The sequence below is a fragment of the Levilactobacillus senmaizukei DSM 21775 = NBRC 103853 genome, from assembly GCF_001592085.1.
GTDB lineage: Bacteria > Bacillota > Bacilli > Lactobacillales > Lactobacillaceae > Levilactobacillus > Levilactobacillus senmaizukei.
The window spans coordinates 1-14,440 of sequence record NZ_BCWD01000009.1; the positions used below are offsets into that span (position 1 = coordinate 1).

The 14,440-nt window shown below is 48.8% G+C and carries 10 protein-coding genes; 2 read left to right on the plus strand and 8 right to left on the minus strand.

Annotated features, from left to right (window positions below; genetic code table 11):
• The 4 genes from LSE01S_RS04755 to yjbM form a co-directional block, all read right to left on the minus strand.
• A partial coding sequence (locus LSE01S_RS04755) for a KxYKxGKxW signal peptide domain-containing protein (RefSeq protein WP_369690094.1) occupies window positions 1–4,718 on the minus strand: 4,718 nt, incomplete at its 3' end.
• Window positions 4,719–5,504: 786 nt separating this feature from the next.
• The gene (locus LSE01S_RS04760) at window positions 5,505–6,404 is read right to left on the minus strand and encodes an RluA family pseudouridine synthase (protein WP_061776486.1); all 900 of its coding nucleotides are present in this window, start codon (window positions 6,402–6,404) and stop codon (window positions 5,505–5,507) included.
• On the minus strand, window positions 6,401–7,204 hold the full coding sequence (locus tag LSE01S_RS04765; protein ID WP_061776487.1) for an NAD kinase: 804 nt from the start codon (window positions 7,202–7,204) through the stop codon (window positions 6,401–6,403). The genes LSE01S_RS04760 and LSE01S_RS04765 overlap by 4 nt, the downstream gene beginning before the upstream one ends.
• Before the next feature lies 1 nt (window position 7,205).
• Window positions 7,206–7,859: a GTP diphosphokinase gene (gene yjbM / locus LSE01S_RS04770; protein WP_061776488.1), complete on the minus strand. Its 654-nt coding sequence runs from the start codon at window positions 7,857–7,859 to the stop codon at window positions 7,206–7,208.
• A gap of 322 nt (window positions 7,860–8,181) precedes the next feature.
• Here yjbM and LSE01S_RS04775 point away from each other — a divergent pair, with 322 nt between their 5' ends.
• Together LSE01S_RS04775 and LSE01S_RS04780 are read left to right on the plus strand one after the other, a co-directional pair.
• On the plus strand, window positions 8,182–8,829 hold the full coding sequence (locus tag LSE01S_RS04775) for a DsbA family protein (protein ID WP_061776489.1): 648 nt from the start codon (window positions 8,182–8,184) through the stop codon (window positions 8,827–8,829).
• 135 nt (window positions 8,830–8,964) lie between these two features.
• Window positions 8,965–9,831, plus strand: a complete 867-nt coding sequence (locus LSE01S_RS04780) for a DegV family protein (protein WP_061776490.1) — start codon at window positions 8,965–8,967, stop codon at window positions 9,829–9,831.
• A 58-nt stretch (window positions 9,832–9,889) separates the two neighbouring features.
• On the opposite strand, the gene pepF is transcribed toward LSE01S_RS04780, so the two are convergent.
• The 4 genes from pepF to LSE01S_RS04800 form a co-directional block, all read right to left on the minus strand.
• Complete coding sequence (gene pepF / locus LSE01S_RS04785; RefSeq protein ID WP_061776491.1) at window positions 9,890–11,695, minus strand: oligoendopeptidase F; 1,806 nt, start codon at window positions 11,693–11,695, stop codon at window positions 9,890–9,892.
• Window positions 11,696–11,742: 47 nt separating this feature from the next.
• The gene (locus LSE01S_RS04790) at window positions 11,743–12,819 is read right to left on the minus strand and encodes a competence protein CoiA (protein ID WP_061776492.1); all 1,077 of its coding nucleotides are present in this window, start codon (window positions 12,817–12,819) and stop codon (window positions 11,743–11,745) included.
• 85 nt (window positions 12,820–12,904) lie between these two features.
• Window positions 12,905–13,549, minus strand: a complete 645-nt coding sequence (gene trmB / locus LSE01S_RS04795; RefSeq protein WP_061776493.1) for a tRNA (guanosine(46)-N7)-methyltransferase TrmB — start codon at window positions 13,547–13,549, stop codon at window positions 12,905–12,907.
• Window positions 13,550–13,607: 58 nt separating this feature from the next.
• On the minus strand, window positions 13,608–14,399 hold the full coding sequence (locus LSE01S_RS04800) for a phosphotransferase family protein (protein WP_061776494.1): 792 nt from the start codon (window positions 14,397–14,399) through the stop codon (window positions 13,608–13,610).
• Window positions 14,400–14,440: the final 41 nt, after the last annotated feature.

The window sequence follows — 14,440 nt, forward strand, 5'->3', positions numbered from 1 at the left end:
GATTCAGATGCTGCTTCAGATTCACTTGCTGCTTCGGATTCAGACTCAGACTCACTATCAGACTCTGAGTCGCTTTCTGAATCGGCCTCGCTGTGCGCTTCAGAGGCCAAACTTGCATAATTATTGGCATCGTTGGCGGCACTAGTAGCCTTATCCTTTGCGGCTGCAGCAGATGATGCTGCCTGCTTGGCCGTTTCAGCGGCACTAGATGCCGTTGAGTTGTCCCCAGCTGCAGTAGCGGAATCAGCATTCGATTGAGCGGCCTGCGCTGCGGATGCGGCAGATGAAGCCTCAGCCGCGGCAGACGCTGCAGTAGAAGCTGCAGCTTGTGCTTGTTCAGCATATGACGTGGATGCAGAGTACTTGTCACCACCATATTGATCGGCAACATTAGCGTAAGAGTTTGCTAGGCTAGCATATTCCCCAGCGGCAGCAGCGGCTTCGGATGCTGATAGGGCTGCAGATGAAGCATTATCAGCACTAACTCCGTCAACCGTCAATTCGGCTGGCCCCAACGTCATGGTCAAATCGCCATCAGTAACAACCAAGTAGTAGTAACCCGCTTGGCTCGTCTTTACATCGGTCAAATCCAGTTGTGCACTAGTTGCTCCGTCAATGGCAGTACCACCAGTACTACTATCGGTTGCAGAGTAATACCATTGGTAAGTAACTTCAGAGGTATCGTCATTAGTTGTTGTCAAACTTGAGTCTGGTAACCAAATGACATTGTCACCCGCATTAACAGACTGATCGACTAACCCATTACCCACCGTGACCGTCTTAGATGAAGAATAACTTGAACCGTCCGCGTTGGTAATCGTAGCTGTAATGGTGACTTTTCCTTCTGATTTATCGGAAACGGCACTAACCAAACCGCCGTTATCTACCGTAACGATGCTGGTATCACTACTCGTCCACTTGATTTCACCAGTAGCATTACCTGGGTTCGTTGTCGTTGTAAACTTCGATGATTGGGTATTCAGGACATAGTCCGGTCCACTAATTTCAATACTTGTTGCTGGTACATCAGAATCATACACATCAACTTCAGCAATATTACTACCGTGAGTGATATGCGTAACCGTCAGTGCATCTTGATACTGTGCCACCATCTGGAACATCATCGTTCCAGTAAAGTCGGAGGCCGTCTGAACGGTTACCGTGTTCGAAACGTTGGTCAATACTGGCAGAATGTTGTATTGGTCGGTCTTCTGTTCAGAGTACGTCAGGTATCCAGCATCCTGAGCCGCAGACAATTTCATCCACGAACCATTGATCTGGACATACCAATTTGAAACAGTGTTGTTGGCGTACAAGTTCACCGTGTTAATGTAGGAAGTGGCACTCAAAGTGAATGTGTTCCCAGAAACAGTAGAGGTAATCGCCGATGGTTGAGTGGTAAAACCAGCTTTCAAGGTCATCCCAAGGAATTGACTTGCATCCCCAGTAATTGATGCTTGAGAGGTATTGGTCTTGTTAGAATAATTGGTAGCATTAACAACAGCGATCGCTGCATTACTTGCAGCGGATGTTGCCGCCGTTGCATACGCCTTTGCGTCTTCCAATGCTTGATTAGCATCAGCTGCGAAACCACTAGCGGCGTTAAAGTCACCAGCAGCAACAGCAGACGAAGCCAAAGTCATATAGCTATTAGCATTAGATGCCGCATCGTCACCTTGAGCGGCAGCCAGTTGTGCCTGTTGGGCTAAACTAGAAGCTTGGCTGATGAACGATGCTCCAAGACTCGTGTTTGACTTGTACTTCGCCGCGAGTGACGTTGCTGCAGAAGAAGCACTAATTGCAGACGCATTTGCGGCTGAAGTTGCTGCCGTCATATCTGTAGCAACTGATGAGGCATACGATGATTGCGCTGTCACAATAGTTGTTGTGGCGGCGTTTGCAGCGCTTGCTGCATAACTTTGTTGTTCAATCGTCTGCTTCAAGTACGTACTAGTAGAGACAGCGGCATTAGAGGCCGCCTTGTAATTCCCATCCGCACCATAACTGGCAGCCGTTGAAGCGGCACTACTTGCTAATGCAGCGAAGTTTGAAGCGGCAGATGCTGCAGATGTTGCTAAACTATTGGCTTCGGTCGCAGCTGAGTTGAACTCAGGCGATGAAGACCACGCGTTGTTAGCCGCGGCAGCATTTGAGCCTGCTACTGAAGCAACACTAGCTGCACTTGAAGCCGTCGCAGCAGCGATTGCTGCATAACTGGCACCCAAATAGTCAGCCGTATCTTTATCAGAAGAAGCTTCCTCTGCGGCGGACAAAGCTAGGTCGACGCTAGCTAATGCAGATGATGCAGCTGAACTAGCTAAAACACCGTAAGAGCTAGCTTTGAAGGCTTGATCTGCAGCAACACTAGCAGCTGAACTAGCAGCGGCATAGTCTTTGGTTGCTTCAGTTAACGCGGCCGCACTCTTCGACACAGCAGCAATGCTGGCAGCTTCACTGGCCAATGCGGCATACGAAGTTGCCGTTTCACTACTCTTAGTTGCTAAAGAAGCGTTGTAACTGGCCGTGTTGTCTGCGGACACATCCACGATCGAATTCATATTGGCGATTGCTGAGCTGGCAGCGGCAGCAGCGGCTTCAGCTGCCTTTGCATACCCAGCTGCTTCGCTAGCTGACTGTGTTGACTGATCCGTGTAATTTCCCTTGGCATCAGTGACCACCACGGTGATGACATTCGAACCAGCCTTAAATTTAGCGGTCGACAGTAATGCTGACTTCGTTCCAGTAACAACCGCTTGGTAATAATAAGTCCCGGCCGTCGTGGCCGTTGGCGCAAATATCGCAGAAGTTTGGCCACTCACAGGTGACCAAGTACGTCCATCGGTTGAAACGTACCAAACATAATCTGCTGTCTTAACGTCATAACTATTGACAATCAAGTAGTAACCCAAGTTACTAATATTGGTCGTAATGGAGATTTGTTCACCAACGTTGTATTGGGTCTTGGCTGCACTAGCAGTAAGGCTAGCCCCACTGGCCGTCGAATCTTGGCCAGTAACCGAGGTATTGAATGCCTTAGCTAGCGTGGCAGCATTTGAAGCATCCGCTGCGGCTGAAGAAGCCAAAATTGCTGCGGCTGCAGCTTCACGTGCATAAGACGTTGCGTCCTGAGCCGTTAAAGCAGCGGCAGCATTTGAGGCAGCAGCACTGGTCTTAGCAGCTGCTGAACTGGCGATCACAGAGGCACTGGAAGCGCTAGAAGCATAGTTGGCCGATTGCGTCCCTTTGTAACCAGCAGCTTCAGAGGCTGCCGTACTTGCCAAGTTTGCTGACGAAGCCGCCAATGAAGCACTGGAAGCAGCAGAGCTAGCCAAGTCCTGAATGGATAAGGTCGAGGCTTTTGACCCTGCTGATTGGGCAACACTGTTAGCATCCGTGACAGTTGTGCTGGCGATTGCAGCGGCACTGGCAACACTATTCATGCTGACATTAGCATTGCTGGCTGCGGCGTAATCACCATTTACACCAGCCGCACTGGCTGCAGCATAGGCGGCGTCAGCCTGACTGGCTAAATCACTTAAGGTCGCAGCGGCACTAGAGGCCACGGTTGCGGCACTAGTTGCCGTTGAATATTCCGCCATGGCTGCTGAATTTTGTTTAGCATATTGTGTTGCTGTGTACGCGCTGCTGGCAGCGGCTGCAGCTTCAGCGGCTGCAATCGCTGCGGCACTAGCTGCCGAGTGAACATCCACACCGGCACTACTTACCAAGCTTGCCATTCCTTGAGCTGCTGCTAATTGAGCAGCCGAGGCGGCACTGGAAGTAATATCAGCATAGGAAACGGCCGCAGCGGCATAGGAGGCCGCTGCACTAGATGCAGTAGCGTAATTCTTGGTCATCTCTGAAGCATCACTGGTGACGTTTAAAGAGTCCAAGTACATGTTAGCCAAGCTATTGTAGTGTTTAGCAAAATCATAAGCCTGGAGAGTTTCCTGATAAGCACTGGAGGCAGTCTTGTAGGCCGCCTGAGTATCTAACGTATTAACTAAAGATGCATAACTACTTGCTGCACTGGCAGCAATTGCTGCGGATGATGCTGCGGCTGAAGCCGCATCTGCAGCACTACTATCCCCCGTTGAAGCACTGTTTGTATTACCTGTGGTCGTGACTAATGAAGCACTTTCGGCCACTGGCATCACAACAGCCTGTCGGGTCATCGCAACTTTAGTCACAGTCTTAGTGACATTAGTTGTCAAGGTGACATCGGCATCTGTATTAGCAGCTAAGCTCGCAACCTTCTTATTCGTATCATTCGTTGCAGCGTCTGAGGCTGAAATAGTCGTGATCGCTGAACTATCAGATGAAGAATTTGCTGAACTTGAGTCAGAAGCACCCGAACTCTTCTCTGCAGCAGAACTTAATTCTGCCGATGCTGATGAGATGTGATCAGCTGAAGAAGATGCTGTGGAGCCTGACTCATCACCTGCTGAACTAGCAGTAGATGATGCTGATGAACTGTCAGCCGCTGAGCTATTTCGCAGCTTAATGGTTGACGAAGAACTTGCCGAAGAGGCAGCAGACGAAGTACTACTTGCTTTGTCGCTGGACTCATCAGCCTGACTAGCCGTGTCGGCCTTGGCAGTCAAATTACCGGCACCCAAAAGCGTAAAGGATGCTAACGCCGCGAAGACCCAGGTCTTCCCTGACTTGAACATCTTGTATCGCAATTTTGGATCACCGTTGAATGCCTTGTTCCGCATGAATTTCACTGTCGTTACGCCCTCCTTTATAAAAGAGATTCCAATAAATAAACAATCACTACCCCCAAAATTACCTAACTTTTTGAAATGATAGCGTTCAAAAGTTGAATGGTCTATACGCTTCCCCCACCATAGGGTCTCCCCTATAAACCAATCCCCTGATGGTGTTCATTCTAGCACAATTTCACTATACGTACTATTTTTAAAGTTAAATTACTAACGTCAAACAAGTGATTTCATAAATATGATTCCTTTCTTAAAAGTTTCTCAGTAAAATCAATCGAGATTTTCAGCCCTGTTAATCAATGAAAACGCTTTATACTTCTTCAGTAATTAACGATCGTGATCAGTTTACAAACCTTATGTTACCGCGGTTTTCACGAATGTCACTCTTTAGCAGGATTTCAAACCTTTTTGCCTGATAGTCAAGACTATTCATTACTGTCATTTCAATGCTTACTATTTGACTAAGTAATATTACATTTTCGTTAAAATTTTGACCACTTTTGCCGTTCTGAGGCACTACTTTCAGCACACATTCTTGCCAAAAATCAAGGGATCAGTTTAGTTTTCTTTAAGGTTCACGGGAGCGTTTTCCTCACAATACATCAAATGTGTAACGCTGGTAATCTAAGTCATCTCATTATAATTCACAATATTTTTCACAAAAGCTTTTATATCAAGCCTTATCACTATTTTTCTACTTAACTAACACTTGATAACTGACAGTTAAGGGGAGGCACAAAAAAAGCTTGCTAACCGAACTTGGTTAGCGAGCTTTCCTAATTAAATCATGATTTCTTGCCTAATGACCTCGGCTAGGTCGTTAGGAAGTTGAGCGTAGCAAGTGATCCACTGCTCCATAAAAGGTTGATAAAATTTAAGCCGAGCACAGTGTAAAGCTTGCCGATGAATCCACGGATCCGTTGGTTGACTGTATAACCAGTCCCCTAGCAATGGGTGTCCCAAGGATTCACAATGCACCCGAACCTGATGAGTCTTTCCAGTATGAAGCTTAATGGCTAATAAACTAGCCATTTTTGAACGGCGACGAACCCAAATTTCCGTTCTGGCGGCCTTGCCATCGGGTCGGACGGCCCGTTTGACAAAGGACCCTTCTGCCCGACCGATGGGTTGATTCACTTCAAAATGGTCGGGAGTGACCGATCCGCGGGCAACGGCAATGTAACGCTTGTCCAGCTGACCTAACTTCAACTGTTTATCCAGAACCGAATGGGCAAAGTGATGCTTAGCAAACAGGACACAACCACTCGTATCCCGATCTAACCTGGTCACGATGTGTGTCACATCACTATCGGCCTGGATGGCCCGGAGATGGCCCTTCACTCGATTGGCTAATGTATCATCTGGATAAAGGTGAGATGGGACAGAGGCCATTCCAGCTGGCTTATTCACCACCAAAAAATGTTCGTCTTCATATAGAATATCTAGCGGGTGGGTCGAAATGCTCACGTGAGCATTCGTCGGTTCCGGAGGCAACACCAGTCCCACGCGTTGGCCAGGTTGGGCCATCACGATCACCCGGACGGGTTGGCCATCCAATGTCACAATGCCCCCATGGAATTTGATCTGTTTTAGAAAAGTCCTGGTGACGCCATGCGCCATCAGGACTGTCCGAACGTGCACCGGGCTTTCGCCACCCACCAACCATTCAAAAGCCGTCATGAGCGTTCTCGTCCGATGAAGGACGCCTCAACACGTTGCCAAAAGTGTGTGTGCCGGTACTCGGCAAATTGGATTCGCTGCGGAGCAATTCGATAGGTAATTGCCTTGATCGGTCGGCCTTCGATGCTGAGCTGATCACACATCAAAACATTATCGACCGAACTAGTCGGTTCAATCCGAATCCACTCATCCGCAGGGATAACAAGGGGTGAGCCCAGCGTTCGAAAAACAATATTATTAATCGACCCAATTTCTGCCATTTGAATTGCATTGAAACGGGGATCAAGGACCGCGCCGCCGACAGATTTATTGTAAGCCGTCGAGCCTGTCGGAGTGGAAATACACAGACCATCTCCTCGAAAGCTTTCGAACAACTCATCCTTGATGTAAACATCGGCAACCATGGTTCCCGAAACCTTTTTAATCGTCGATTCATTCAGGGCCAACGCTTCATCCGCATGGGTCCCATCCGCGTACTCAACGCGAATCGCCAGCATCGGATAACTAATACTTTGACCGTTGTCTTCAATGAGACTAGCCACCAATTCATCGACCTCATAGTCGCGCCAATCGGTATAAAATCCGAGATGACCAGTATGAATTCCAACGAAACGAACCTGATCTAACCGGTCGTTATAGTGATGAACAGCAGACAAAAGCGTCCCATCACCACCGACCGTGACCACGATGTCGGGGTCCAGGCTATCGATGGTTACACCACCGGCTACGAGGCCTTCATGGAGCGCTGTCGCCACTGCCTTAGATTCTGGTCCATTGTTACTAAAAATGGAAACCTTCATATCATTCTTCCTTGCTTTGCCCCGTCGAAGACGAGTCATGGTGTTGAGGCGTCATGTACTGCTGTGCCTCTTGAATTTCTTCACGAATTTCCGACATTTCGGTGTCCAACTTGAAGGCCGCCTCCGCTGCCCGCTGTAGCCGGCCACTTAATTCTTCCGGAAAGTCGCCTTGATATTTGTAATTTAAAGAGTGCTCAATCGTTGCCCAAAAGTTCATTGCTAGTGTCCGCACTTGAATTTCTGCCAAAATTTTCTTTTCACCAGAAACTAACTGGACTGGATACTCAATAACAATGTGATAGGAGCGGTAACCACTCGGCTTTTCATTGTGAATATAATCGCGTTCTTCCAGAATTGTCAGGTCCGTACGCCGCCGCAAAAGGTCAACAACATCATAAATGTCCTCAACAAATTGGCACATGATGCGTAGACCCGCAATGTCTTGCATATCTTGTTCGAGACGCTCTTCGGCGACATGCCGTCGCAACATTTTTTCCTTAATACTAGCAACCGGTTTCACTCGGCCAGTTACAAACTCTATCGGTGGCCGTTCATTACGATTCTCAAATTGTTTACGAATCCCACGGAGCTTAACTTTCAGCTCGCTAACAGCCTGCTGATAGGGTAATAAAAATTGGTCCCAATTTGCTATCATAATCACGTTCCCCCTATCATTTGATACAGATGTCCTATCCGATTTTACCATACTTTGACCATAACCGAGAGAAATTACCGATCACACCTGTGCGACTTTTCACAGCCTCGATTACGTCCAACAAACTAGTGGGGTTACGAGGCGTTTAGCTTTACCTGACCGTAAAAATGTTGCATGATTAGGTTGCGTTTTAAATGGACGGTCTTCACCTCAAACAAACGTTCCGATTGCTATTTTTATTTTTTTTGGTAGTGTAGTGTTATTAGTTTTTGTTTTGGCGACCTTGCTGATTGCCAATTAGACAGGTATAGGAGGAAGCAATGTGTTAGAAGTCTATTTGTTCGTCAACCCATTGGGCGCTCGCTGTATGCGTTCCGAGCGTAATATTATGAAGTTGGCTGACCATTTGAATAGCAAGGTGTCCTTTCAATTTGTGCCGCTGCTCAATCAACAGATCATTGAACAGTCGCTCACGGCGCGTCCAACCTTAGCGGAACGGAACGACCGGTTTAATGTGTATTATCAAGCAATCCTGGCCTATAAGGCAGCCCTTTTCCAAGGGAAGCGTAAGGGTCGGTCATTCCTACTCAATATGCAATCTGCTGTCGTTGACCACCACCGGACATTCTCACAAGATCTAGCACTGGAACTCGCCAAAGACTGCCAGTTAGATCTCGATATGTTCGTGGAAGACTGCGATTCTGACTTGGCCAAACAGGCCTTCCAAACTGATCAAAAACTCGCTGCCGAGATGAAGGTTCAGCAATCCTCATCAGCGGTCATCTTTAATTGTAGCGCCTCTCAGTGTGGCTTGTTACTCAATGATGTCACCTACGAATCACTCTGTGATGTTTGTGAAAGCCAGGGTGTTGCGACTAAAGAAATGTTAATGACAGAACCAACTTACCCACAAAATAACCAAGCCGCTTCAGCAGGTGGCGATCTACATCCCCATCTGCACGTCTTGTAAACGGCGCTGAATCGTTTTACCCTTGCCCGACCGGCGTTTGGTCGGGCTTTTTTATTGGGTCAGATATGAAAAATAATTACAGTATGTTATGATGAAGCCAATTAATTGATTCTCAATTAAAGGGGTGCTAATTTTATGACTACCGCTATCGTGACTGACACTGCTGCTTATCTAACCCCAACGCAACTTGCGCAGTATCACATCACCGTGTTACCAATCACAGTGATCTTAGGTGAGCAACAATATCCAGAATCAGAATTAGAAGAACAACCACAAATGTTTTACGACTATTTGCGGACCAACCCAGACCTGCCAACCACCTCGCAAACGTCGTTGGGCGCTGTCAAAGAAGCGTACGATAAACTGGCAGATCAGGGGATTGATGAAATTATTTCGATTCATCTCTCTAGCGGCATCACATCATTCATGGATAACCTGCAAATTTTTGCAAAAGACTATCCGCGGGCCAAGGTCTACCCGATCGACTCCCTTGTAGCCAGTGCCGGCGAGGCTAACCTCTGCCTCCTGGCGGGACAAATGGTCGCTAACGGCGATCACGCAGACACCATTGTTCCGGAACTGAAAGACCTGCGGACCACCATGCAGGTGTACTTCGCCGTGAATAGCCTCAGCCATTTGGCTCGAACTGGTCGCCTAAGCAATCGTTCCGCCATCATTGGTGACCTTTTCAATATCAAGCCCATCCTGACATTCAATTCGGCGGGACAAATCATCGCCATCGATAAAGAACGGACGATGAAAAAGGCCTTTCACTTTATGGAAATGCATCTCAAAGCAACATTACAGTCCGTCGACTATCCAATTTTAGTCACTGTGATCGCGGCTAACAATCCCAACCTTGCCAACCAATGGGTCCAAAAAATTGCCGAGGACTTTCCCGAAGTTCGGGTAGTCTTTAGCGAACTGGGGCCCGTCATTAGTGTTCATACTGGCGAAAAGACCATGGGACTAATCTGGCAACGCGACTGGAAAACTATCTGAGCTTCATCATGAATAAGAAACGCCATCAGCAATCGCTGATGGCGTTTCTTTGTGTCTTCTACTTCAGTTGTTTAGCCAATCCCTTAAACTCCGCCAATCGTTTATCGAATGTGGCGAATGCCGTTTCCAAGTAATCGGGCTTGGTCATATCCACTCCAGCCGACCGCATCACATCTAATGGCGCCGCCGAATTACCAGCCTTCAAGTACCCCAAGTAAGCCTCTCGTTTGGTGGGATCGCCGCTCAAGATGCGTTGGGCCAGGGTTGTTGCCGCAGCAAAACCTGTCGCGTACTGATAAACATAATAGTTATAGTAAAAATGTGGGATTCGGGTCCACTCATCAGCAATTTCCGGATCGGAGACGACCGCATCCCCGTAATACCGTTGATTGAGCTTGCCATAAAAATCACTCATGAAATCAGCCGTCAATGACTGCCCAGCCGCCGCTTGCTGGTGAATGAAGTCCTCAAACTCAGCAAACTGGGTCTGCCGATAGACCGTCCCCTTGAAGCCATCCAGATAATGATTCAGGACATATGCCCGCACCTTTGGATCTGTTTGCGTCTTCAATAAGTAATCCGTCAACAGGTTCTCGTTAGTCGTCGACGCAATTTCCGCTACAAAGATTGAGTAATCTCCGTATTGAAACGGCTGATTACTCCGGGTGTAATGGCTGTGCATGCTGTGCCCCATCTCATGCACCAAGGTGAAGAGGCTCTCTAGGCTGTCCTGCCAATTAAGGAGAATGTAAGGCTTCGTATCATATGCCCCACCAGAATAGGCACCAGTCCGCTTCCCCTGGTTCTCTACGACATCGATGGCACGACCCGTAAACATGGCCTGCACCTGATCAATATAGTCTGGACCCAGCACGCTAAGGGCCTTGAGTGCCTCTTGTTGTGCTTCCTCATAAGTGTAGGTCAGACTAGGCTCCCCCGTGATTGGCGTATAGAGGTCGTACATATGCAGTTCGGGTAACCCCAGAATCCCCCGACGCAAGCGAACATAGTCATGCAAGGAGTCCAGATGATTGTTCACGGTTGTAACTAAATTATCGTAAACTTTGGCGGGAATTTGATTGTCGGCCATCGCCGCCTCACGGGCACTGGTATAATGTCGCGTTTTAGCCATGAAATTATGCGTTTTAACCTCGCTGGATAACGTTGCGGCAAAGGTATGCCGGAACTGCTGATAAACGCTATAGAGGCCCTTAAACGCCTGCTCACGAACTCGTGGTGTCGTGGACTGTAACAAAACGCCATACAGGCCCTCTGACAGCCGGACATCCTTCCCCTCAGCATCCTGAACCACTGGGAACTTCAAGTCCGCATCACTCAGGACGCTATAAGTCTTAGCCGAAGCGCCAAAGATGTCCTGCGCACCGGCCAACAGCTTTTCCTCGCTGGTGGATAACGTATGTTCCCGCTGTTCCGCCAGCACATCGAAGAAGTGCTGGAAGTCTGCCAGCTTGGGCTCACTATCAATTAGATTTTGCAAATCCGTTGCACTGAGTGCCAGGACTTCTGGCTCATACCAAGCCGTCGCACTGGCAACCGTGGCCACCAAACTCTCTGCTTGGTCCGCCAGATCTTGATAAACCGCATTACTGGTATCCTGATCATTTTTCAATGAGGCGTAAACGTAAAGCCGCTCGAGCTGTCGATTCAGATCTAGGATGGCCATTGTCACCCGATAGAGGTCTGCCCCGCTTTTGCTAAGCTGGCCCGACAGCGAATTAATCTGATCGGCAGCCGCCTTGACCTGTTGAACCGCCGTTCTGAAGTTCGCGTCATCCGGATAAATCGAGGTCAGATCCCAAGTTAGATTTTCCGGCACCGCCGAACGTTGAGGTAATTGTTTCATTGCACTCGTCCTCCTTCAATTTCCATAGGAATAGTTTAACACTTTCGTTAATTTCCACCTGATCCAGCGACTTCCGTGGTCCAGGTTGGTTGACGGACTATTCGCCAACCGTCGGCCACCAAGAGTAAATACCCCGCGTCGATCCCCGTTTGTAAGAACGCCCGAACCGCCGTTTCAAGCAGGTCCGGGACTGCAAATCCAGCTGCCGTCAGTCTCCCGCCAATCTTAGTGAAAACCTGCTGGCCTTCCGCCAAAGCAGCCGCCCAGGTGATCACAGCACCACCAAATAGCCGCGAGATCATCAATATTCGCCAGTAGGCCTCCCCTAAACCAAACAGCGGCCACGTCGGCTGAGTATCCATCAACGCAATGGGAAATGTAGCTAAATGCTGTCCCCGCAAATAAAGCTCCTCTTGTAGCGGTCGCAGATGACTATCGGCCCGCCATAAGCGTTGCTGCAACCGACGCCGAAATTGCAGCCAATCCGGCGTTACTGCGGAGGTTACCACTGGCTGAATTTGACAAAATTGGTCCAGACTTGAGAACCAGGACGTCTCGCCACCACAATGCCCCCCAACCTCTTGATGCAGGTGATGGACTACCCGCAACTGGCACCGGTCCACATCCCAGAAAAATAAACACAATCCCCATTGGCCCCGCAAGGCTGCAAACCGTTGAATTAATGATAACGAGATCGTCTGCCGCGCGAACCGTTTTCCCAGGACCCAACATACCTGGATACCGAGCTTTACGTAGCCTCGCGTCCGCATCTGGACCTGGAGATCGTTGATGGGACTGCATTGAAATTCCAGTACCAGTGGCTGGGTTTCATGGGCCACCCACACATCGGCTCGTTGCTGAATTGCCGGCAGAATTTCTTCAAAGCGTACGGGACCCCATCCCTGGAAAAAGGTGGCTAGTTGTCGCTTTCCCAGTAAATGCTGTCTGCTTTCATTCTCACTGACGAACCGGCACTGTGTATGCGGGAAATGGGAGAAATACGGCGGAACTCGCCGTCCATGACATAGCTTGACCCGTTCCTTACATGCCGGACACATGAAGTTTGCCCCCCTGATCGCCGCCTGTGCATCCACCAAACAGTGATCGACTTCTGCTATTAACATCCCCTCAGCTCCTTTAAGGAAACTCCGGTGAGTCCAGCTAAAATTTTGCAAAAAAAGTGACTCTTTTCAGAGCCACCTGGTTGACCTATTCTTCTGGAAAGTGCGCGATCACTTGATAAATTGGACCCTTAGACGAGAACTTCTGCTCGTACTCGGTCTCGACATCTTCTACACCATCGGTCGCAGCATGTAGGTCGAGCCAGACCCCTTCAAACACCATGGGAAAGTTACTCAAGCTCGTCAGAGAATATTCGAACAGTCCTCGGTTATCCGTTTTAAACTGCAATTGCCCCTTAGGCTGCAAAATGTCTTGATAGTGGGAGAGGAAAACGGGTGATGTTAACCGCCGCTTGATGTGTCGTTTCTTTGGCCACGGGTCGGAGAAGTTAAGGAAGATTCCGGCAACCTCAGCGGGTGCAAAAATCGTATTAACGGCCACGCCATCGGTATGAACCAACTGAATATTGGTCAAGCCACTGGCAACGACTAGCTTCAAGGCCGCCGCAATCACAGACATTTGAATTTCAATCCCGATGAAATTGTGGTCGGGATGACGACGAGCCATTTCAACGATGAATTGCCCTTTTCCGGTCCCAATCTCGACGTACAACGGTTGATCGCTGGGAAAACGACTCTGCCAGTCACCACGTAAGGGTTCTGGTTCAACCACCATTCGTTCTGTATGTTCGGCCATATAATCCTTGGCCCAAGGTTTATTGCGCACCCGCATTGTAAGTCCTCCTATATGACAAGAACGGGAGTGAGGAAATCCCCACTCCCGTCGACGGCTAATCCGTCACCGATTCTCGTGTCAATTTTTCTAATAAGATTAAGTGTTGATTCATAATTTGAAAACGTTGTTGATGGAAGCTATCGGCGATCACTGTCAAGCAGTGAATCCGAGCATACCAATTCACCCGCGCCAATAGGTCCGGCGTCAATCGTTCCCCATAGTCCTGGAGCCAACGTTGCCACTCTTCTAACGGTACGTACTCACAGAGCAAAGCCCCGAGGTCGTAAGCGGGATCGGCAAAACTCGCTGAATCCCAGTCTACTAAGTAGAGACGTCGCCGATCGGACAACAGCCAATTCTTATGGTTGAGGTCACCGTGACAAACTTCATAATCGGTCTTGGGCAGTTGTGGTTGTTCGTTCTGTAAGGCAACAAAGGCCGACTGGATTAACGGATGTTGCCGTAAATCCGAAGCCAAGGCTGGCTGAAGTCGCGTTAACAACTGGGCAGGCGTTGTAAATCGCCCGCCGACTTTTAATAACATATCATGAAGTAAATTTGAATGATGAACCCGATGGAGTAGCCGGGCAACCCGTTGCTCCCGCATTTCACTGCGACGTAACGTTCGACCATTCAGCCACTCTTGAGCAGTCATCACGTCGCCCGAAGCCAGCCGTTTCGTCCAGACTAGCCGCGGCGTGATGCCTTCCATCGACAACGCCGCAAGGAAGGGTGAAGCATTCTGCTTGAGAAAGACTTTCTGTGAAGCCTTAGTCCCCATAAAGGCCGTTCCGGTGTTGCCACCTAACGGATAAAGACTCCAGCCGTCACTAATATCCAACGCCATGCTTGCCACCCCTCCTTGATTTGTCAGCTACAATCAATTCT